The 19,633-nt window shown below is 72.2% G+C and carries 19 protein-coding genes; 6 read left to right on the top strand and 13 right to left on the bottom strand.

Annotated features, from left to right (window positions below; translation table 11 throughout):
- Window positions 1–155 precede the first annotated feature (155 nt).
- Together NQ707_RS01065 and NQ707_RS01060 are read left to right on the top strand one after the other, a co-directional pair.
- Entirely contained in the window at window positions 156–2,381 is a 2,226-nt protein-coding gene (locus NQ707_RS01065) for an NADP-dependent isocitrate dehydrogenase (RefSeq protein ID WP_404434229.1), read from the top strand.
- 95 nt (window positions 2,382–2,476) lie between these two features.
- Window positions 2,477–2,746, top strand: coding sequence for a DUF3072 domain-containing protein (locus NQ707_RS01060; protein WP_055684486.1), 270 nt, complete (start codon window positions 2,477–2,479; stop codon window positions 2,744–2,746).
- 43 nt (window positions 2,747–2,789) lie between these two features.
- Here NQ707_RS01060 and NQ707_RS01055 read toward each other — a convergent pair whose 3' ends face one another.
- The 6 genes from NQ707_RS01055 to NQ707_RS01030 form a co-directional block, all read right to left on the bottom strand.
- Window positions 2,790–4,229: an MFS transporter gene (locus tag NQ707_RS01055; protein ID WP_404434226.1), complete on the bottom strand. Its 1,440-nt coding sequence runs from the start codon at window positions 4,227–4,229 to the stop codon at window positions 2,790–2,792.
- Between the two features lie 137 nt (window positions 4,230–4,366).
- Complete coding sequence (locus NQ707_RS01050) at window positions 4,367–5,299, bottom strand: DUF2382 domain-containing protein (protein ID WP_055684487.1); 933 nt, start codon at window positions 5,297–5,299, stop codon at window positions 4,367–4,369.
- A 229-nt stretch (window positions 5,300–5,528) separates the two neighbouring features.
- Complete coding sequence (locus NQ707_RS01045) at window positions 5,529–6,935, bottom strand: amino acid permease (RefSeq protein WP_404434399.1); 1,407 nt, start codon at window positions 6,933–6,935, stop codon at window positions 5,529–5,531.
- Window positions 6,936–7,155: 220 nt separating this feature from the next.
- The gene (locus NQ707_RS01040; protein WP_058731359.1) at window positions 7,156–7,602 is read right to left on the bottom strand and encodes a SufE family protein; all 447 of its coding nucleotides are present in this window, start codon (window positions 7,600–7,602) and stop codon (window positions 7,156–7,158) included.
- 8 nt (window positions 7,603–7,610) lie between these two features.
- Window positions 7,611–8,507 carry a sulfurtransferase gene (locus tag NQ707_RS01035; protein ID WP_055684489.1) on the bottom strand — a complete coding sequence of 299 codons (897 nt, stop codon included), beginning with the start codon at window positions 8,505–8,507 and terminating at the stop codon, window positions 7,611–7,613.
- 195 nt (window positions 8,508–8,702) lie between these two features.
- Window positions 8,703–9,080 (bottom strand): hypothetical protein, encoded by a 378-nt coding sequence (locus NQ707_RS01030; protein ID WP_404434220.1) that lies wholly within the window; start codon window positions 9,078–9,080, stop codon window positions 8,703–8,705.
- Between the two features lie 221 nt (window positions 9,081–9,301).
- On the opposite strand from NQ707_RS01030, the gene NQ707_RS01025 reads away from it, so the two are divergent.
- A complete protein-coding gene (locus NQ707_RS01025; protein WP_055684491.1) occupies window positions 9,302–9,790 on the top strand; it encodes a MarR family winged helix-turn-helix transcriptional regulator in 489 nt (162 codons plus the stop codon).
- Between the two features lie 22 nt (window positions 9,791–9,812).
- Here the strand turns inward: NQ707_RS01025 and NQ707_RS01020 are convergent, their stop codons facing one another.
- A complete protein-coding gene (locus NQ707_RS01020) occupies window positions 9,813–10,265 on the bottom strand; it encodes a hypothetical protein (RefSeq protein WP_404434217.1) in 453 nt (150 codons plus the stop codon).
- Between the two features lie 45 nt (window positions 10,266–10,310).
- Window positions 10,311–11,123, bottom strand: coding sequence for an alpha/beta fold hydrolase (locus tag NQ707_RS01015; RefSeq protein ID WP_404434215.1), 813 nt, complete (start codon window positions 11,121–11,123; stop codon window positions 10,311–10,313).
- Between the two features lie 37 nt (window positions 11,124–11,160).
- Between NQ707_RS01015 and NQ707_RS01010 the strand changes: the two genes are divergently transcribed.
- Window positions 11,161–11,664 carry a phosphoribosyltransferase gene (locus NQ707_RS01010; protein WP_404434213.1) on the top strand — a complete coding sequence of 168 codons (504 nt, stop codon included), beginning with the start codon at window positions 11,161–11,163 and terminating at the stop codon, window positions 11,662–11,664.
- A gap of 49 nt (window positions 11,665–11,713) precedes the next feature.
- Here NQ707_RS01010 and NQ707_RS01005 read toward each other — a convergent pair whose 3' ends face one another.
- Genes NQ707_RS01005 through NQ707_RS00995 form a run of 3 tightly spaced genes read right to left on the bottom strand, consistent with a single transcriptional unit; the run spans window position 11,714 to window position 15,858 of the window.
- A complete protein-coding gene (locus NQ707_RS01005) occupies window positions 11,714–13,108 on the bottom strand; it encodes an MFS transporter (RefSeq protein ID WP_404434211.1) in 1,395 nt (464 codons plus the stop codon).
- A 10-nt stretch (window positions 13,109–13,118) separates the two neighbouring features.
- The gene (locus NQ707_RS01000; RefSeq protein ID WP_404434209.1) at window positions 13,119–14,519 is read right to left on the bottom strand and encodes an MFS transporter; all 1,401 of its coding nucleotides are present in this window, start codon (window positions 14,517–14,519) and stop codon (window positions 13,119–13,121) included.
- A gap of 31 nt (window positions 14,520–14,550) precedes the next feature.
- The gene (locus tag NQ707_RS00995) at window positions 14,551–15,858 is read right to left on the bottom strand and encodes a peptide synthetase (RefSeq protein ID WP_404434207.1); all 1,308 of its coding nucleotides are present in this window, start codon (window positions 15,856–15,858) and stop codon (window positions 14,551–14,553) included.
- A 92-nt stretch (window positions 15,859–15,950) separates the two neighbouring features.
- Between NQ707_RS00995 and NQ707_RS00990 the strand changes: the two genes are divergently transcribed.
- The gene (locus NQ707_RS00990; RefSeq protein ID WP_058731342.1) at window positions 15,951–16,784 is read left to right on the top strand and encodes an alpha/beta fold hydrolase; all 834 of its coding nucleotides are present in this window, start codon (window positions 15,951–15,953) and stop codon (window positions 16,782–16,784) included.
- Between the two features lie 64 nt (window positions 16,785–16,848).
- Window positions 16,849–17,499 carry a mismatch-specific DNA-glycosylase gene (locus NQ707_RS00985; protein ID WP_404434204.1) on the top strand — a complete coding sequence of 217 codons (651 nt, stop codon included), beginning with the start codon at window positions 16,849–16,851 and terminating at the stop codon, window positions 17,497–17,499.
- A 42-nt stretch (window positions 17,500–17,541) separates the two neighbouring features.
- Here NQ707_RS00985 and NQ707_RS00980 read toward each other — a convergent pair whose 3' ends face one another.
- Together NQ707_RS00980 and NQ707_RS00975 are read right to left on the bottom strand one after the other, a co-directional pair.
- Window positions 17,542–18,528 carry a GIY-YIG nuclease family protein gene (locus NQ707_RS00980; RefSeq protein ID WP_133143338.1) on the bottom strand — a complete coding sequence of 329 codons (987 nt, stop codon included), beginning with the start codon at window positions 18,526–18,528 and terminating at the stop codon, window positions 17,542–17,544.
- Window positions 18,529–18,548: 20 nt separating this feature from the next.
- Window positions 18,549–19,547, bottom strand: coding sequence for a bile acid:sodium symporter (locus NQ707_RS00975; RefSeq protein WP_058731345.1), 999 nt, complete (start codon window positions 19,545–19,547; stop codon window positions 18,549–18,551).
- Window positions 19,548–19,633: the final 86 nt, after the last annotated feature.

Genomic DNA, 19,633 nt, shown 5'->3' with positions numbered 1-19,633 from the left:
CGCGGGTCTCGACGCGCGGGTTCCGTGACGCGAGCCCGAAACGCGGCGTCAGAAGCGCGGCGCCCGGAGCGCACCGACCCCGGGTGAGCGGCCGCACATCCGGTATATTGGCCGGCGGAACCGAACCTCCATCGACGCAGGGAGCATGTCGCCTCATGGCAAAGATCATCTACACCCAGACCGACGAAGCGCCGCTGCTGGCCACGTACTCGTTCAAGCCGATCGTGGAGGCCTTCGCCTCCACCGCCGGCGTCGAGGTGGAGACCCGCGACATCTCCCTCGCCGGGCGCATCCTGGCCCAGTTCGCGGACCGGCTGCCCGCCGAGCAGCGCGTGGACGACGCCCTGGCCGAGCTGGGTCAGCTCGCCCAGACCCCCGAGGCCAACATCATCAAGCTGCCGAACATCTCCGCCTCCCTGCCGCAGCTGAAGGCCGCGATCGCGGAGCTGCAGCAGAAGGGCTACGACCTCCCGGACTACCCGGAGGAGCCCGGCACCGAGGAGGAGACCAAGATCCGCGAGCGCTACGACCGGGTCAAGGGCTCGGCCGTGAACCCGGTGCTGCGCGAGGGCAACTCGGATCGGCGCGCCCCGCAGTCGGTGAAGAGCTACGCCCGCAAGAACCCGCACCGCATGGGAGCCTGGTCCCCGGAATCCAAGACCAACGTGGCCACGATGGGCCACGACGACTTCAAGTCCAACGAGCAGTCCGTGGTGCTGCCCGCCGATGATCGACTGACCATCCGCTTCACCGGTCAGGACGGCACCCAGCGGGTCCTCAAGGAGGGTCTGAAGGTCCTGGAGGGCGAGATCGTGGACGCCACGGTGCTGCGCGCGGCGGCCCTGGACGAGTTCCTCCGGGAGCAGGTGGCCCGCGCGGCCGAGAAGGACGTGCTGTTCTCCGTGCACCTGAAGGCCACGATGATGAAGGTCTCCGACCCGATCATCTTCGGCCACGTGGTCCGGGCCTTCTTCGCGGAGGTCTTCGAGACCTACGGCGAGCAGCTGGCCGCCGCGGGCCTGTCCCCCAACAACGGCCTGGCTGCGATCCTCAACGGCCTGGATGCCCTGGATGAGGACACCGCCCGCGGGGTGCGCGAGGGCATCGAGCGCCGCCTCGAGGAGGGCCCGGCGCTGGCCTACGTGGACTCCCGCAAGGGCATCACCAACCTGCACGTGCCCTCGGACGTCATCGTGGACGCCTCGATGCCGGCGATGATCCGCACCTCGGGGCACATGTGGGGGGCGGACGACGCCGAGCACGACACCCTGGCCGTCATCCCGGACTCCTCCTACGCCGGGGTCTACCAGACCGTCATCGAGGACTGCCGTCGCAACGGCGCCTTCGATCCCACCACCATGGGCTCGGTGCCCAACGTGGGCCTGATGGCCCAGAAGGCCGAGGAGTACGGCTCCCACGATAAGACCTTCGAGATCCAGGGCGAGGGCACCGTGGAGGTGCTCGACGCCGCCGGGAACGTGCTGATGAGCCACGAGGTGCACCCCGGGGACATCTGGCGGGCCTGCCAGACCAAGGACGTGCCCGTGCGCGACTGGGTCAAGCTGGCCGTGCGCCGGGCCCGGGAGTCGGACACCCCGGCCGTGTTCTGGCTGGACCCGCAGCGCGCCCACGACGCCAACCTCATCGCCAAGGTGGACGAGTACCTGAAGGAGGAGGACACCGAGGGGCTGGATCTGCGCATCCTCTCCCCGGAGGAGGCCACCCAGTTCTCCCTGGACCGCATCCGCGAGGGTCAGGACACCATCTCGGTGACCGGCAACGTGCTGCGCGACTACCTGACGGACCTGTTCCCGATCCTCGAGCTGGGCACCTCCGCGAAGATGCTGTCCATCGTCCCGCTGATCAACGGCGGCGGGCTGTTCGAGACCGGGGCCGGCGGCTCGGCGCCCAAGCACGTGCAGCAGCTGCTGGAGGAGAACCACCTGCGCTGGGACTCCCTCGGCGAGTTCCTGGCCCTGGCCGCCTCCTTCGAGCACCTGGCCTCCAGCACGGACAACGCCCGGGCGAAGGTCCTGGCGGACACCCTGGATGCGGCGACCGGCCGTTTCCTGGAGGAGAACAAGTCCCCGTCCCGGAAGGTCGGGGAGATTGACAACCGCGGCAGCCACTACTGGCTGGCCCGCTACTGGGCCGAGGAGCTGGCCCACCAGCAGGCCGACGCCGAGCTGGCCCGCGGCTTCGAGCGGATCGCCCGGGAGCTGGTGGAGAACCAGGAGAGCATCGAGCAGGAGCTGCTGCAGGTGCAGGGGCGGCCGGTGGAGCTCGGCGGGTACTACCGGCCGGAGGATGAGCAGGCCGAGCCGGTGATGCGTCCCTCCGCGACGCTGAACGCGATCATGGATCGGCTCACGGCCGCCTGATCGACCGAGCACCGCATCTGAAAAGACCGGGGGAGGTGGTTCGCCGAGGGGTGAGCCCCTCCGCCGGCCGCGTGCGGGCCCGTATTCTGGGAGGCATGAGCGAGACGAACCACGAGAACCAGAATGCCGCCGGGAACGGCCCGGAGCAGGAGACCATCGGCGCGGGCTCCGCGCAGAACACCAGCCTGGAGCGGGAGCCGCAGGAGTGGACCACCGGGGATGAGCCGATGACCGACGCCCAGCGCAGCTACCTGGACACCCTGGCCAAGGAGGCCGGTGAGGAGCTGCCCGCGGATCTCACCAAGGCCCAGGCCTCCGAGCACATCGACCGCCTCCAGAAGGCCAACCCCCGCGCCCAGGGCTGATCGCCCGACACCGAGCCCGGCGGCCTCGACGGCCGGCACCCGTTCACAGACGGGTGCCGGCCGTCTCGCGTGCCAGCAGGTAGGTCAGCCCGCCCAGGCCCAGCAGCGCCCCCATGATCGTGAAGGCCGGAGTGATCGCGGCCTGCGTGGCCGCCGGGCTGACGAGGTTCCCGGAGCCGGAGACCAGGGCCAGCAGCATCGGCCCCACGACCTTCCCGCAGGCGCCCAGCCCGTAGCCCAGGCCCAAGCCGCTGGCGCGCACCGGGGTCGGGAACAGCTCCGCCCCGTACGCGTTGAGGATGCCGAAGGCGCCGTCGCCGAACAGCATGATCGCCGCCATCGCCAGATAGAACACCCCCACCGGGCCCAGCTGAGCGGACCCGGCGTGCGCGGCCCACAGGCTCGCCGCGGCCCCGCCCAGCCCGCACACCAGCAGCACCGGGCGCCGGCCGACGAGGTCGGCCAGGCGCGCCGCGGCGAGCCGGCCCACGAGGGAGGCCAGGGAGATCCCGATGAACCACCGGGCCGCCTGGGCGGGGGTGATCCCCTGGACCTGCACCAGCAGGGTCTGGCCCCAGGACTGCACGGTCACCGACCCGGTGACGAAGCAGAAGGTGCCCACCGCGACGATCGCCAGGACCCCGCGGTGCCGAGTGAGGATCTCGCGATACGGCGCGGGACGCTCGGGCTCGGGCTCACCGGCCGGCACGGGTGCCACCTGCTCCACCGGCAGGCGCAGGGCCCAGGCGACGGCGGCCCGGGCCTGGTCCTGCCGACCCCGGGCGGCCAGGAAGCGCGGGGACTCCGGCACCCGCAGGATCCACACCACCAGCAGGATCGGCGTCGCCCCCAGCGCCATGAGCCCGCGCCAGGTCAGCGGCTCCAGCAGCAGCCACGTGCTCACCGAGCCCAGCAGCAGCCCCACCGGGATGAACACCGAGGCCAGTCCGGACAGCCACCCGCGCCGGGAAGCCGGCACGAACTCCTGGATCCACGGGATCGAGACGATGTTCAGCCCGCCCACCCCGATGCCCACCAGCAGGCGCAGCCCGACCAGCAGGGCCCACCCGCCGTCCGGGGTGAGCACGGACAGCCCGGTGAACACCGTGAAGATCAGCACCGTGGCCACCAGGGTGCGCCGGCGCCCGATGACGTCGGAGACCCTCCCCCACAGGATCGCGCCGATCATCGTGCCGATCCCGGAGGCCAGCAGCACCAGCGCAGACTGCCAGAAGGTCAGCCCCCAGGGCTTGGTCAGGTCCGAGACGATGAACCCGATGAGGAACATGTCGAAGAACTCGGCCGTATTGGCCAGCACGGCCAGGAGGATCAGGGATCGCTGCCTCCCGGTGAGGGCGGCGGCGTCGATCTGGGCGAAGGCATCGATCTCCCGGGATCCTGCGGGGCCGCGGCTTGCGGGCCGGAGGGGTTCCGGGTCCGCAGGCTGGCCGGGATGGTCGCTGCTGCTCGGGGTGGAGGGCACGGTGAGTTTCTCCCGGGATGGGGTGCGGTGCTGGTGGGATGCGGACAGGCGCAGACCCCGCCGGACCTGTGCGGTCCGACGGGGTCTGGGCCTGGGGCCGCCCGCGCCGCGGGAAGCGGGGCGGGCGGCCGGAGGGCTCAGCGGCGGGGACGGCCGTCCTCGTCCACCTCGATCTCCTCCTTGCGCACCTCGCCGGAGACGCGCTCGGTGGACTCGGTGGCCTCCTTGTTCAGGCTCACCCGCTCGGTGGCGACGGTCTCGGTGGACACCACGGGGCGCTCCTCGTAGGTGGTCACCACGGTCTCCTCACCGTCGCCGGTGAAGGCGTCCTCGGCGCCGACCTTGGCCTCGGGGGAATCGGGGTCGATGCTCTCGCGCTGGATGTGCAGCTCCTCGCGGCGCACGGGGACCTCGACGGTCTCGGTCTCGGTGACCACGTGCTTGCGCAGACGGGCCCGCCCGGTCTCGCGGCGCTCGGCCTGCCCGGTGGCCCGCAGCCGCTCCTCGTGGGCGACGACGTCCTGCGTCCCCGCCGTCTGCCCGCCGCGGGTGTCGGCGGCGACGCCGTCGGTGCCGTTCTGCACCGCGGTGCCGCGCTGCTGGGCCGCACGCTCCTCGGCCGGGGTGTGCCCGTCGTGGGCTGCGGCGGCGCGGTCATCGGTCGCGGTGCCCGCGGCCGCGGTGCCCGCCGTGCCGGTGTGATCGCGTCCGCGGGTCTGCGCCTGCGTCTCGGCGGCGGCGTCGTCGCGGCGCGTCCCGGAGTCCATGGAGTAGTACTCGTAGAGGCGCTGCTCCTCCTCGGGGCTCAGCGAGCCATCGTCGTCGATGGTCGGGGCGCCCTTGATGAAGTCCTTCTCGTAGGGCACCGTGATGCCCTCGTCGGTGGTCTGGGCCCGGTCCAGGGGGACGAAGGTCTCCTTGGTGCCGAACAGGCCGGTGTGCACGGTGGCGAAGGTGGGCTGGTCGGTCTGGTCGTCCAGGTAGATCTCCCCGACCCGGCCGATCTTCTCGCCGTCGCTGCCGTAGACGGTGGCGCTGCGCAGGGATTCGATGCTGCTGTGGTTCGTCATCTCATGACCCTCTCGTCATTCGCGGCGCGGACCGGACGGTCCGCGACGGTCGGGTCCCCAGATGGGTCCGGGCAACGCCTACCGTGCCCTCAACCTATGCCCGGGCGGTGACCCGGTCAACACCCGGGCAGCACCTCAGGGCGAACGCGCAGGATGACCGGAAGAGCGATCTGACGTGGTAAGAGACCACCGCACCGGGACGGCGGCGCCGGCATGGCAGCCGGACGGGTCAGCGTTTGGCGAGGTCCTCGGCCCCGGAGATGTCCACCTGGTCCAGGGGCACCAACCGGTCCCGGGTCAGCACCTTGTGTCCCAGCCAGACGGCCAGGAAGATCGGCAGGCCGATGTAGGAGCTGGCGACCTTCAGCAGCTCGCCGTCGAAGACCGCCTCGTAGTTCTGCCCCAGGATCACCACGATGCACAGCGTGAAGGCCACCAGCGGGCCCAGCGGGAACAGCGGCGCCCGGTAGGGCAGGTCCGAGAGCTTCCCGCCCTGGGCGAGGTAGGCCCGGCGGAATCGGAAGTGGCACACCGCCACCCCCACCCAGACGATGAACCCGGACAGCCCGGAGATGTTCACCAGCCACGTGTAGGCCTCGCCCTGTCCGAACAGGGAGGCGATGAAGCCGATCAGGCCCACCGCGGAGGTGGCCATCAGGGCGCGCATCGGCACGCCGCGGTCGTTGACCTTGGCGAAGAACCGGGGTGCCTGGCCGTCCCGGGCCAGGCTCAGCAGCATGCGGGTGGAGGCGTACAGCCCCGAGTTGCCGGCGGAGAGGATCGCCACCAGGATGACGGCGTTCATCAGCGAGGCGGCGAAGGCGATCCCCGCCCGCTCGAAGACCAGCGTGAACGGGGAGGAGGCCACCTCGGAGGCGTCCGAGGCCAGCAGGTTCGGGTCGGTGTACGGCAGCAGGAAGCCGATGACCACGATCGCCCCGATGTAGAAGAGCATGATGCGCCAGAACACCGTGCGCAGGGCCCGGGGCACGTCCCGGCGGGGGTTCTGCGCCTCGCCGGCGGCCACCCCGATCATCTCGGTTCCCTGGAAGGAGAACCCGGCGATCATGAACACCGAGATGATGCTGAGCACCCCGCCCTTGAACGGGGCCTCCCCCGTCGTCCAGTTGGCGAAGCCCGGGGAGGTCCCACCCAGCACGCCGAAGATCATCAGCACCCCGGCGATCAGGAACACGATCACCGCGACCACCTTGATCCCGGCCAGCCAGAACTCGGACTCCCCGTATCCGCGGGCCGAGAGGGCGTTCAGCCCGGTCAGCAGCACCAGGAAGGCCGCCGCCCACACCCAGCCCGGCACCTGCGGGAACCAGAAGGCCATGACGATGCCGGCGGCCACCAGCTCCGCGGCCACGGTGATCGCCCAGTTGAACCAGTAGTTCCAGCCCATCGCGAAGCCGAAGGACGGGGAGACGTAGCGGTGGGCGAAGGTCTGGAAGGAGCCGGCCACCGGCAGGTGCGCGGCCAGCTCGCCGAGGGACTGCATGAGCAGCAGCACCATCAGTCCGATGACGGCGTAGGCCACCAGCGCACCACCGGGCCCGGCCTGGGCGATCGTGCCGCCGGAGGCCACGAACAGGCCGGTGCCGATCGCCCCGCCGATCGCGATCATCTGCATGTGCCGGGAGTGCAGGCCTCGCTTGAGGCCCTCCTCCGTGCGCGCCTCGGAAACCGGCTGCGTCTGTGTGGCCACGGTGTCTCCCCGATCGGTCAGGCCTGAGATGTCAGTTCAGGCTACCACCGTGAAGGAGCGCACTCCGGCCTCGGGAGACCGCCTGCCGACGCCGCGGCCCGTCGCAGGCTCGCCGGTCCGGATGCGGCAGCCCTCGGCCCGCGGCTCAGCCCTGGGACTTCTCCCTGACCTGCCGCTGGATGCGGGTCAGCATCCCGCTCATCCCGTTCAGCCGCAGGGGGCTGACCGCCTCGGTCAGGGACAGCCGCAGCGCCAGATCCCCCGGAACCGACAGCACGGTCTGCACATCCGCCCCGTCCAGGCCCTCCTGCAGGATCCCCGCGAAGCCGCGGGTGGTGGGAGCCTCCGGCGGCGCGGAGAAGAACAGGTGGACCACCCCGTCTTCCACCTCGGTGAGCAGGAAGATCGGCGACTGGCATTCCGGCACAGGCTCGAGCAGCTCGGGATGATCCGCCAGGCGCTCCGGCAGGGCGGGCAGCCCGTTGCTGAACTCCAGCAGCAGCTGCAGCCGATCCTGCGGGGCCAGTTCGGCGAAGTCCCGGACGATCTCGGCCAGGGCCGGCGGCAGGGAATCGGTGTTCGGCTGGGTCATGCCCGCGCTCACGCGGCCTCTCCGGGCTGCTCGCCCTTGACGATCGGCACCCGGACCACGTTGCCCCACTCGGTCCAGGAGCCGTCGTAGTTGCGCACGGTGGGGAAGCCCAGCAGGTGCTGGAGCACGAACCACGTGTGCGAGGAGCGCTCCCCGATCCGGCAGTAGGCGATGATGTCCTGATCCGGGCTGAGCCCGAGCTCCTCCTGGTAGATCCGGCGCAGCTGCTCGGCGGTCTTGAAGGTGCCGTCCTCGTTGGCCGCCCGGGCCCAGGGCACGGACCGGGCGGTGGGGATGTGCCCGCCGCGCAGGGCCCCCTCCTCGGGGTAGTCGGGCATGTGGGTGCGCTCCCCGGTGTACTCCTGGGGACTGCGCACGTCGATCAGCGGCAGCGTACCGATGGCCTCGCGCACCTGCGGCAGGTAGGCCCGCACGGGGGCGTCCTCGCGCTGCACCACGGGGTAGTCGGTTTCCTGCGGCCGCGGGGTCTCGGTGGTCATCTCCCGACCCTCCTCCTGCCACTTGGCGCGGCCGCCGTCCATCAGGCGCACGTCTTCGTGGCCGAAGAGGGTGAACACCCACAGGGCATAGGCCGCCCACCAGTTGGACTTGTCCCCGTAGATGACCACGGTCGTGTCCCGGGTGATGCCCTTGCGCGACATCAGGGCGGCGAAGCCCTCGCCGTCCACGTAGTCGCGGGTGACGGGGTCGTTGAGCTCGGTGTGCCAGTCGATCTTCACGGCACCCGGGATGTGCCCGGTCTCATAGAGCAGCACGTCCTCGTCGGATTCGACGACGACGACGCCGTCGTCGCCGCCGTGCTCGGCCACCCACGCGGTGCTGACCAGCCGCTCCGGGTGCGCGTACTCGGCGAACTTCTCGTTCTTCTCGATGGGCGCTGTCACAGTGATTCCTCCGTTGCCTTGGGCTGTGCGGACGGGCCGTTCACCTCCTGGAACGGCCGACTCTCCGACCATTATTCCCCCGGCGCGTGCTCGAGCGTCTGCCCGGTGACCTCCGGAGTCCGCCGATCCCCCGGCTTCGGGCGATCGGGCAGATCAGCGCCCGGGAGTCAGCGGAGGTCCGAGGAGGGGTCGCGCTCAGGCGGCGAGCAGCCCGGTCCCCGCCCCGGAGCCGATGCTCGAGAGATCCGCTGACGCATCCGGGAGCGTCTCCCGAGTGTAGTGGACGTCCGCGCTGAGGAACGGCTCGCCGAGGATGGCCTCCAGCGCTGGGATGATCTCCTCGCGGGCCTCCCGCAGGATCCGTTCGCGGTCCTCTCCGGGAGCCAGGAGCAGCTCGATGACCACGCGCTCTGCGCCGGGGCGCCCGGTGAAGGAGACCTCGGCCCGGTGCACGGCCGGGCGCACGGAGATCCCGCGGGCGGCTGCCCGGGACAGCAGCAGGAGCAGGTCCTCCCGGGAGAGCTCGTGGGGGCGGGGTTCGGCGGCGAGCTCCTCGCGGATGGTCTCGGTCATGCTGGGCTCCCTGGGGTCGCGGTGCGGCTTCCACACCGCGGAGGGCTTCCGAAGGCGGCGACGCCCGGCCGTGGCCGCGACGTCTGCTTGGTATCGTATCCTAACTGTTGGTTATCCTAACAGTCTCGCGGGGCGGCACCCGGCGAGGACCCCCGGGGCGGAGTGCTCCGCGGGGATCACGCAGATTCCGGGTGAGGCTCGGCGCGAGAGGAGGCGGAGGCATGCAGCGCAGCGCGGACGAGGCCGACCCCAGCGGGTACTGGTACCGCGAGCCGGGCCAGATCAGCGCCGTCGAGGTCCTGAACCTGCTGCGCACCCACCGCCGCCACGAGACCGCCATGCGCACCCGGGTGCGCGGGGACATGGGCATGGGCGAGCGCGACATCGAGGCCCTGCGTCACCTGCTGGCGGCCCAGTCCCGCGGGGCGAGCCTGCGCCAGAAGGACATCGCGGTGGCCCTGGGGATCACGGCCGCCTCGGCCAGCGCGCTGGTGGATCGGCTGATCCGGGACGGCTACGCCGAGCGGGTGCCGCACCCGGAGGACCGCCGCTCCGTGGCGGTGGTGCCCACCGAACGCGGGGACCGCGAGGTGCGCGCCACACTGGCCCGGATGCACGAGCAGATGCTCGCCGCCGCCGAGCGACTCACCGAGGAGCAGCGCCGCGTCGTCGCCGGATTCCTCCGGGAGGTCACCGCGGCCTTCGGCTGAGCATCGGGCGAGGTCGGCGGTCTCAGTCCCGGCCCAGCCCCGTCAGCTGCGCGCGCACCCCGCGGGTGCGCTCCAGCAGCCGGGCCAGCCCCCGCAGGGCCCGCCGGGCCCCGTCCGCGTCCGTGCGCCGCGGCACCCGCAGGGTCATCTGCACCCGTCCCCGCTCCGAGCCCTCGCCGAGAGCGACGTACTCGATTCTCGCCCCGGGCTGCTCCGGGACCGGGTAGACGTAGCGGCGCACCCCCACCCGCACCGTGAGATCCGCGGCCTGCTCCGCCGGGGCCCAGTTCTGCTCGGTCAGCAGGGCGGTGGCCTCCTCCGAGCGCAGCGCGATCAGCAGGGACTCCGGGCTCGGGGCCGGCTTCGGCTCGGCGAAGGGATCCTCCGGCATCTCCGGGTCCGCAGGCTCCGCCGGGACGGGCTCCTGCGGCAGGTCGACGGTCAGGGACATGCGGGGTGAGGCGAACAGGGCCACGGGGATGCTCCTTCGGGGTGGGACGGGACGGTCGGGGGATGCGGGTCAGGTCAGGAAGACCCGCAGGGCGGAGAGCACCTCGGCCGGGCGATCCGCGTGCACCCAGTGCCCGGCGCCCTTGATGACCACCCGGCGCACCCGCGGGAACAGGGCCGCCATCGGCTCCCGGTCCTCGACGGTGACGTAGTCGGAGCGCTCCCCCGTGATCCACAGGACCGGACCCGGATACGGCTCGGCGTCGGTGTCGGGCCAGCCCATGAGCACCGGCAGCCGCTCGCGCAGGCCGCGCAGGTCCGGCTGCCACGCCCAGCCCTCGGCCCCGCGCCGCAGGTTCTGCAGGAGGAAGGAGCGCACGCCGTCGGCCGGGATCGCCGCTTGCAGGGCGGCGTCGGCCTCGGCCCGGGAGCCCAGGGTCTGCAGGTCCAGGCCCAGCAGCGCGTCCAGCAGCTCGGCGGAGTTCCCGCGGGTCTCGCGCGGCTGGACCGGGGCGATGTCCATGACCACCAGGCGCTGCACGAGATCCGGGTGGCGCAGCGCCAGCTGCATCGCGGTCTTCCCGCCCATCGAGTGCCCGACGACGTCCACGGGGCCATCGGCGGCGAAGTCGGCCCGCAGGTGTGCCGCCACGGCGTCGGCCATCAGGGGGTAGGAGATCTCCGGGACCCAGTCCGAGGCGCCGTGATCCGGCAGGTCCACCAGCAGGCTCGTGCACTCCTGGCCCAGCTGCCGGGCGATGCTCGTGAAGTTGCGGCCGCGCCCGAACAGCCCGTGCAGGAACACCACGCGCCGCGGCCCGGAGCCCACCCGTGTGGAGGCCAGGTGCATGGCGGAGGGATCGACGGCGGCGGAGGTGCTCATGGCTCCAGGGTACCGACCCGGCGTCTAGACTCTTCCCATGGCTTATCACGCAGACTCCAGCGAGCTCCCCGAGAAGGAGATCCTCACCTGGGAGGCCTTCGGGACGTTCTCCCGGGAGATGGCGCAGACCATCGCCGACTCCGGCTTCGTCCCGGACATCATCATCGCGGTGGCCCGCGGCGGGCTGCTGCCGGCCGGGGCGCTGTCCTACTCGCTGGGCGTGAAGCTCTCGGACGCGATCAACGTGGAGTTCTACACGGACGTCGCCGAGACCCTGCCGGACCCGGTGCTGCTGGCCCCGATGCTGGACACCGAGTCCATCGCGGGCAAGAAGCTGCTGGTGGTGGACGACGTCGCGGACTCCGGGCGCACCCTGGACCTGGTGGTCCAGCTGCTGCAGCGCTACGACGCCGAGGTCCGCTCCGCGGTGATCTATTCCAAGCCCCGCTCGGTGGTCTCCCCCGACTACGTGTGGAAGCGCACCGACCAGTGGATCGTGTTCCCCTGGTCCGCCGAGCCCCCGGTCACCGCCCGCTCCTGACCCCGCCCGCTCCTGACCCCGCCCGCTCCTGCCCGGTCCCGTCCGGTGCTCAGCGGGCCCGGTGCAGCCGCTTCAGGTGCTCCCGGCGGGCCTTGGGTCGCTCGATGAGCATCATCGTCAGGCCCAGCAACCACACCGGCACCTGCACGGCCATCGCCCAGCGGAAGGCCGCGGAGGAGTAGGTCTCCGGGGTCCCGGCGCCCTGCGCATCCAGCAGGACCCCCACCAGCAGGACCGTGGTCAGCGCGGCCGTGAACCCTCCCATGTTGGTCAGGCCCGTGGCCACCCCGAGCTGGCGCACCGGGGCGTGGGTGCGCACGACGTCGAAGGCGATCATGGACAGCGGCCCGCCCAGGCCCGTGCACACCGCGGCCAGGCTCATCACCGGCACCGGGGCGGAGCCCGGCCAGGCGAGCACCAGCACCCAGGACAGCAGGATCGCCGTCGTCCCGCCCACCGCGATCCACACCCGGTGGGCCGAGAACCGGGAGATCACCGGCCCCAGCAGCACCGCCCCGGCCATCGACGCCGCCACGGTCAGGCTCAGCACCAGGTGGGAGGTCGCCTCGGGGTAGCCCAGGCCGCCGGTCATGAACGGGGTGCCCCACAGCAGCATGAAGCTGTGCATCGCGAAGACCGTGGAGGAGTGGATCCAGAAGGCCAGGCGCACCCCGGGCCGGCGCACCAGCGAGCGCAGGGCCGGCAGCACCCCGGTGGATTCCGGGCCGATCACCGGGAGCACGTCCGTGACCACCGAGTCGGTGCGCTGCCCGGCCCGGGCCGCGGCCACGTCCCGCCCGGTGGTGCGGTTGGCCCCGGTGATCCGCTCGAGGATGGTGCCGGCCCCGGGGGCGTCGCGCAGGACCAGCAGCACCAGCACCAGCACCGCGGCCCCCACCGCGGCCAGGGCGGCGAAGCCGGCGAACCAGCCCAGCCCCGCGACCAGCGCGGCCAGCGGGGCGACGGCCAGCAGCTGACCGACCTGCCCGGATAAGCCCGTGAGCTGGTTGACCACGGGCATCTGCCCGAGCGTGAACCAGTCCTGGACCAGGCGCACCACGGCGGTGAAGATGCAGGCGTCCCCGGAGCCGACGAGGATGCGGGCGAGGATCGCCAGGGGGATGCTGTCCGTCGCCCCCAGCAGCAGCTGCCCCACCGCCATCACTGCGGTACCCGCGGCGATCACCGTGCTGATCCCGAAGCGATCCAGCAGGATGCCTACGGGGATCTGCCAGCCGGCGTAGACCACCAGCTGCACGACCACGAACACGGACAGGGCCGTGGCCTCCGCGGAGAAGTGCTCCTGGGCGGCCGGGCCCAGCGCGGAGAAGGAGCTGCGGTTGATCACCGCGACGAGGTAGGCGGCCAGGCCCACCGACCAGATGATCCACTTCCTGGACGGGGGCTGGGCGGCGATGCCGGAGGCGGGGACGGACTCGTGCATGGGCTCCACCCTACGGGGCGGGACGAGGCTGCGGCGCCTCGGGCGGGCGGGATCCGCGGCGATGCCGCTGCAGGTCCCGCCGAGCCCGCGGGCGCTCCACGGCGATCATGATCCCGCCGAGCAGCCACAGCGGCAGCTGCACCGCCATGGCCACGCGGAAGGCCTGCAGGGAGTAGGTCTGCGGGGTCCCGGCCCCCTGCGCGTCCAACAGCAGGCCGACCCCCAGGACCGTGATCAGCGCGGCCGTGAACCCGCCCATGTTCACCAGTCCGGTGGCGACCCCGCGCTGGCGGGCCGGGGCGTGGGAGCGCACGACGTCGAAGGCGATCATGGACAGCGGGATGCCCATGGCCATCACGACGGCGACCAGCGCGGTCAGCGCGAAGGGCGCGGGCCCGGGCCAGGCCAGCAGCGCGATCCAGGACCCGGCCATCAGCCCGACCCCGCCCAGGGCCAGCTGCACCCGGTGCCCGGAGAAGCGGGAGATCACCGGGCCGAAGGCCAGCGCCCCGACCATCGAGGCGATCACGGCGATGTTCAGCACCGCGTGCGCGGCCGCATCGGAGTAGCCCAGGCCACCGGTCAGGAACGGGGTGCCCCACAGCAGCAGGAACGCGTCCGGGGAGAACATCGTGGCGAAGTGGATCCAGAAGGCCAGCCGGATGCCCGGGCGCCGGATCAGCGAGCGCACCGCGGGCAGCACCCCGGAGGAGCCGGGCCCCACCACCGGCAGGACCTCGGTGATGATCAGCGCCCCGGTGTCGGTGGGCACCGGCGCCGGGGTGGTCAGGATCTCCCGGCCGCGCCCGGTGATGCGCTCGGCGATGGTCGCGCCCCCCGGGCCCTCCCGCAGGAACAGCACCACCAGCACCAGGACCACCGCGCCGAGGGCGGCCAGCCCGGCGAAGCCGGCGAACCAGCCGAAGGCCCCCACGGCCAGGGCCAGGGGTGCCACGGCCAGCAGCTGCCCCACCTGCCCGGCCAGCCCCGTGATCTGATTGACCACCGGCATCTGGCGCGGGGTGAACCACTCCGCGACCAGGCGCACCACCGAGGTGAAGATGCAGGCGTCCCCGGCGCCGAGCAGGATGCGGGCCAGCACCGCCACTGGGACGGCCTCGGCGGCGGCCAGCAGCAGCTGGGCCGCGGACATCACGAGCATCCCGGTGGCTACCACCCAGGAGACGCCGAAGCGGTCCAGGCACACCCCCACCGGGATCTGGCACACGGCGTAGACCACCAGCTGCAGGAACACGAAGGAGGACAGGGCGGTGGCCTCGGCCCCGAAGTGTTCCTGGGCCACCGGCCCCAGCGCGGAGAAGGAGCTGCGGTTGATCAGGGCGAGCAGGTACGCGGCGACCCCGACGGCCCAGATGGCCCATTTGACGTGGAGGCGGCGGGTGAAGCACATGGGGCCCACCGTATCGCGGCGCCGCGGGGTCTCAGGCGGCCAGCTCCTGCATGCCCGCCACCAGAGCGTCCAGCCACCCGCCCACCGACTCCCGGGGCTGCGGGGAGTCCGGGTAGCGGCAGCGCAGATGCGCCCCGTCCTCGCTGAGGATGAACCAGATCATCACCCCGTCCGTGCGGATCGCAGCGGAGACGTACTGGGCCTCCAGGCTCGCCGCGTTCTCCACCTGCACCGGCAGGCGGCGCAGATCCAGCCAGGAGATCGCGAACATGCCCGGGGTCTCCGGCATCCCGCCCCACGGGGCCAGGATGGGCCGCAGCGGCCAGGATCCCAGCCGCACCGCCTCCTTCACGGCCGCGGCACACGCGGCGGGTTCCGGATCCGGGGATTCCAGGATGGAGTTGGTGATGAACCAGCCGACCGAATCGTGCCAGGTCTCGTCGTAGCGGGAGTGCACGGGGAACACCGCGCGCAGCGGGATCCCCGCCAGCTCCCGGGTGATGCGGGTCATCACCGAGACGGTCTGCGCCAGGGAGGAGACTCCGGCCTCCCGGGCGTGGGCGGCATAGGCGGCCAGCCCCGCGACGTCGAGGATCTCCCGCACCTCCACCCGCTCCGGCTGGTGCCGGGGATCCCCCAGCGGCAGGGGGAAGCGCGGCATGGACTGGTTGGCGTGCCCCAGGATCTCGGCCCACCGCTGGGCGATCTCCGGCGGGGCGGGCGGCATCCGCTCCAGGGCCGCGGTGTGCTCCGGGAAGCCGAGCACGGCGGGTCGCGGCCCGGTCCGCGCCGCGTCGGACGCGGAGGCCTCCGCATCCCGCAGGGCCGCCAGGAAGTCCCGCAGGATCACCAGCATGGACCACATGTCCACGTGGGCGTGGTCCGCGGCGATGGCCACCGTGGGCCCGGCGGCGGTCTCCACCACGCACAGCCGGTGCGAGGGCCGGGCGTATGGGGTGCACGCGGCGTCGAAGACCTCCCCGAGGGCGGCGTTGACCTCCTGCCCGGGGGCGATCTCGTGCTCGCGCCAGGCGCCGGGACCCACCTCCACGGCGTGCAGATGGGGGCCCTCCCCCGGCTCGCCGGGCAGGAAGACGGTGCGCAGGGTCTGGTGTCGGGCGATGACCGCGAGCCAGGCGTCGCTGAGCCGCTCCCGCGGCACCGGGCCCGGCAGGGTGAAGGTCAGGGCCATCCAGGACCCGGGACGCTCCCCCGCCCCGACGTGGCGCTGCTGGTCGAAGGAGATCGGCAGCTGACGGCCCGGCGCGGAGACCGCGACGTCGTAGCCCATGAGGCGCCCGAAGGGCAGCCGCAGGCGGGTGATGTTGGTCAAGCGCATGGGGGTAACTTAACCAGAAGCATCGGGCGGGCGCGCGAGCGCATCCCGAACGGTGGACGGACGGACCGGGTGAGAGCGGGAGATGAGGCGCGATGGACGCTGACCAGGAACGACGCGGTGCCACGGTGATCACGGAGGGCGGGTTCCCCGTCCCCGGGGCGCGGCTGGCGTGGGAGCTCAGCGACGAGGGCGGGCACCCGGTGGTCCAGCTGCACGGCCTGACCTCCTCCCGCGCCCGGGACCGCACCCTCGGCCTGGATCTGGGTCGGGGCCTGAGCGGGACCCGGCTGCTGCGCTACGACGCCCGCGGGCACGGGCGATCCACCGGGCGCCCCATGCCCAGCGACTACCGCTGGCCCGTGCTGGCCGATGACCTGCTGCGGCTGCTGGAGGGGATCTTCCCCGGGGAGGCGGTGCACGGCGTCGGGCAGTCCATGGGTGCTGCGACCCTGCTGTACGCGGCGATCCGGGACCCCGAGCGCTTCACCGGCCTGACCCTGATGCTGCCGCCCACCGCGTGGGCCACCCGCGCCCGCAAGGCCGAGGAGTATCGGGCGGCCGGGGAGCTGGTGCGCCGCCACGGGGTCGAGGCCTTCGTGACCGCGGGGCTGGACGGGCCGCAGCCCCCGGCCAAGCCCGAGGCCCCCCGCACCGTCCCGGACGTGGACCCCGCGCTGCTGCCCTACGTCTTCGAGGGCGCCGGGACCTCCGATCTGCCGTCCCTGGCGGACATCGCCCAGGTGCACGTGCCCGTGACCGTGCTGGCCTGGGTGCGGGACCGGGCCCACCCGGTCTCCACGGCGCAGATTCTCGCCGAGACCCTCCCGACGGTGGACCTGAAGGTAGCCGCGACCCGTGAGGAGGTCAGCGCCTGGCCGGAGGTGCTGTGCGCCGACGTCGCCCGGAACGACGAGGCCGCTGTGTAGCCGACCTGCCGGGTGGGGGCCGGGCGCCCGGCGTCGTGCGGCGGCGTCGCTCTAGGGTGGGAGGATGAGCACCGAGTTCCGATCCCGCCGCCGGCCCTCCCCGATGGGCGGGGCCAAGCCCACCCGCGCGGACCTGGAGCGCTTCGCCACGGATGACCCGCACGCCCGCGATGACGTGCTGCCCTACGGGCCCTACGCGGGGCGGCGGATGCGGATGCTGATCGTCGGGGTGAACCCCAGTCTGTGGACCGCCGCCGTCAACGCGCCCTTCGCCCGGCCGGGCAACCGCTTCTGGCCCTCGCTGCACGAGGCCGGGGTGACCGAGTATCGCCTGGACACCTCGCGGGGACTGAGCGAGCAGGACGAGGAGTATCTGCTGCGCCGGGGGTTGGGCATGACCAACCTGGTGGGTCGGGCCAGCGTCCGTGCAGATGAGCTGAGCCGCGAGGAGCTGCGCGACGGTGCGGCCGAGCTGGTGCGGCTGGTGCGCGAGTACCGCCCGGAGCGGGTCGCGGTCGCCGGGATCACCGCCTTCCGCATGGCCTTCCGCCGCCCGAAGGCCGCCCTGGGCCGCCAGGACGTCGCCGAGATCGAGGACTGGCCGGAGGACGTGGCCCTGTGGGTGGTGCCCCAGCCCAGCGGCCTGAACGCCCACGAGACCGTGCACACCCTGGCCGAGAAGTGGCGGGCCGTCTGGGAGGCGGACCTGGCCTGACGGACGGAGTTCCCGCTGACAGGCGGCCCGCCGTACGGTATCTCAGCGGTGGACGCCGGGGTCCGGGGACTCCTCGAGCTGCTCGGCGATGGAACAGAAGACGTCATCGGCGAGATGGTCGTTGTGGAACCGGGCGAACATGCTCGGTCCCTTGCGCAGCAGCCCCATCGCCAGCCGCGCCGCTCCCCCGGCGAGCTCAGGAGCAGCCAGCACTGCGACCAGCTCGTCCGGGGTATCCGTGAAGATCTGCCGCACTGCTCCGACGGGTCCGTAGGAGACCTCCTGATGAACGCCGGGGTCCAGGACGGCGACGTCGGTGTCCGCAGCGACGTTGATGAATCCCTCGATCCGTGATCGGCCATTCCCGAGGGCCTCCCCGATCACCAGAGTCTCCACGTTGTTCACGCTGATCGCCGCCAGCCGCCGCCAGTCCGGACGGCGCCCCGTAGAGGGCAGAGCGGTCATCACCCAGAAGCGACCCTCTGTCACATGGGGCCAGGGCAGGCAGCGCCGAACGTAGCAGGCAAGCATCGCGACGACGTCGTCGAAAGCATCCTGCCGACGCAGCCGCTCATACCCCGAGCGAGCGCGGCGGCGACGCCCCGCGGACGCTGCGCGGTCCCCGATCACGCATGGCTCCGTCCGTCCATCCAGCCACTCGGCCTGCTCCTGCCGATCCACCAGCACGTCGAGGGCATCCGAGCGCAGAGGGAGGCTGACCAGATCGATGTTGCGCAGCGACACCCCCTGCGCGGCGAGTCGGGAGATCACGTCTCTCTCGATCTGGTTGAGCCGTTCCCGCTCTGCGGGCAGGAAGCTCACCGCGACGATCTCCCCCGGCCAGCGACGTCGGTGGGAGGCGAAACGCGACAGCAGATCCACGGTCTGTCCGACGTAGCGCTCTCCATCGGAGAACTCGAGGATGTAGATGCCCATCCTGGGTCTGTCCGGCTCCAGGATCGCAGCGAGTGCTGTTGCGTCGTCGAGGACCCACCGGGTGAAGCGGGATGACGGGCTCCTGGATTCCATGCCGCCCATTCTCGCCCATGTCAGCGGGGAGGCGTCGGGGCGGGGGCCCGGGTACCCGCGGGCAGCAGGCCGGGAGCCGCGCGCAGCAGCAGGAGCAGGAATGGCAGCTCCACCAGGGTCTGCACCACCACCGCGGGGGCGGCAGCGGACAGCTCGGCGGGCAGGGCCAGCACCAGGGGCAGCACCACCAGGGAGTTGCGGGCCACCCCGCTGAAGACCACCGCCCGCGCACCCGCGGCATCCAGGCGCAGCACCCGGCACGCCAGCGTTCCCAGCAGCGTCATCACCACGGCGAACAGCAGATACACCGGCACCAGCCCCAGCAGACGACCCAGCATCGGCAGCACCTGCCCGATCTGGGAGAGCACCGCCGCGGCCAGCACCAGGGCGGTGGTCGGCACCATCCCGGCCTCCACCACCTCGACCGCACGGGCCCCGGACCGGCGTCGGGCCGCCCACGTCTGAGCGGCGACGGCGGCCAGCAACGGCAGGAGGATCAGCACCGCGAAGGCCTCCGCGAAGGGCCCGGCCCGCACCGTTCCCGCGGCCTGCGGGCCGGCCAGGAGGGCGAGGGCCGGGGGCAGCAGGAGCATCTGGCCGGACAGCAGCAGCGGGGTCGCGGCCAGCAGTCGGGCCCGATCCCCGCCGGCCATCCCCGCGAAGACCAGCACCCAGTCCACGCACGGCGCCAGGAGCACGAACAGCACCCCGACGCGCAGCGCCGGATCCGGGACCAGCACGAGGGCCAGCAGCACCGCGAGGGCCGGGGCGATCACGGCTTTCACGAGGGCCAACCCCAGCAGGAATCGCCGGTCCCGCAGCCCAGCGCTCAGGCGCGCGACCGGCACGCCGAGGAAGGTCTGGAACAGCAGCAGACCGAGCAGGGGCGTCAGGGCCGCTTCCGCCGGACCCGCGGCGTCGGGCACTAAGACTCCAATGCCCGCCGCGAGCGCGACGGCCGCCAGGTACACCCACACCTGGTGCCGCTGCGCCCACTGCCCCGCCGTCATGACACCCATGGTGACACGCTCCGCGGCATGCAGGGGGATCGGTTGAGGTGCGGGGTTCTTGCTGAGGTGCGGGGTTCGTGCTGAGATGCGGCCCG

The sequence above is a fragment of the Rothia sp. BD8 genome, assembly GCF_044878465.1.
In the GTDB taxonomy this organism is placed as follows: Bacteria; Actinomycetota; Actinomycetes; order Actinomycetales; family Micrococcaceae; genus Rothia; species Rothia kristinae.
Note: the sequence above shows the minus strand (reverse complement) of the source record. Positions and strands in the feature narration are given on the sequence as shown.

Excerpts from the sequence above, each read along its gene's own strand:
- NQ707_RS01065 (WP_404434229.1), top strand. The coding sequence starts at position 156 with ATGGCAAAGATCATCTACACCCAGACCGACGAAGCGCCGCTGCTGGCC.
- NQ707_RS01060 (WP_055684486.1), top strand. The coding sequence starts at position 2,477 with ATGAGCGAGACGAACCACGAGAACCAGAATGCCGCCGGGAACGGCCCG.
- NQ707_RS01050 (WP_055684487.1), bottom strand. The coding sequence starts at position 5,299 with ATGACGAACCACAGCAGCATCGAATCCCTGCGCAGCGCCACCGTCTAC.
- NQ707_RS01045 (WP_404434399.1), bottom strand. The coding sequence starts at position 6,935 with ATGCAGATGATCGCGATCGGCGGGGCGATCGGCACCGGCCTGTTCGTG.
- NQ707_RS01040 (WP_058731359.1), bottom strand. The coding sequence starts at position 7,602 with ATGACCCAGCCGAACACCGATTCCCTGCCGCCGGCCCTGGCCGAGATC.
- NQ707_RS01030 (WP_404434220.1), bottom strand. The coding sequence starts at position 9,080 with ATGACCGAGACCATCCGCGAGGAGCTCGCCGCCGAACCCCGCCCCCAC.
- NQ707_RS01025 (WP_055684491.1), top strand. The coding sequence starts at position 9,302 with ATGCAGCGCAGCGCGGACGAGGCCGACCCCAGCGGGTACTGGTACCGC.
- NQ707_RS01015 (WP_404434215.1), bottom strand. The coding sequence starts at position 11,123 with ATGAGCACCTCCGCCGCCGTCGATCCCTCCGCCATGCACCTGGCCTCC.
- NQ707_RS01010 (WP_404434213.1), top strand. The coding sequence starts at position 11,161 with ATGGCTTATCACGCAGACTCCAGCGAGCTCCCCGAGAAGGAGATCCTC.
- NQ707_RS01005 (WP_404434211.1), bottom strand. The coding sequence starts at position 13,108 with ATGCACGAGTCCGTCCCCGCCTCCGGCATCGCCGCCCAGCCCCCGTCC.
- NQ707_RS01000 (WP_404434209.1), bottom strand. The coding sequence starts at position 14,519 with ATGTGCTTCACCCGCCGCCTCCACGTCAAATGGGCCATCTGGGCCGTC.
- NQ707_RS00995 (WP_404434207.1), bottom strand. The coding sequence starts at position 15,858 with ATGCGCTTGACCAACATCACCCGCCTGCGGCTGCCCTTCGGGCGCCTC.
- NQ707_RS00990 (WP_058731342.1), top strand. The coding sequence starts at position 15,951 with ATGGACGCTGACCAGGAACGACGCGGTGCCACGGTGATCACGGAGGGC.
- NQ707_RS00985 (WP_404434204.1), top strand. The coding sequence starts at position 16,849 with ATGAGCACCGAGTTCCGATCCCGCCGCCGGCCCTCCCCGATGGGCGGG.
- NQ707_RS00980 (WP_133143338.1), bottom strand. The coding sequence starts at position 18,528 with ATGGAATCCAGGAGCCCGTCATCCCGCTTCACCCGGTGGGTCCTCGAC.
- NQ707_RS00975 (WP_058731345.1), bottom strand. The coding sequence starts at position 19,547 with ATGGGTGTCATGACGGCGGGGCAGTGGGCGCAGCGGCACCAGGTGTGG.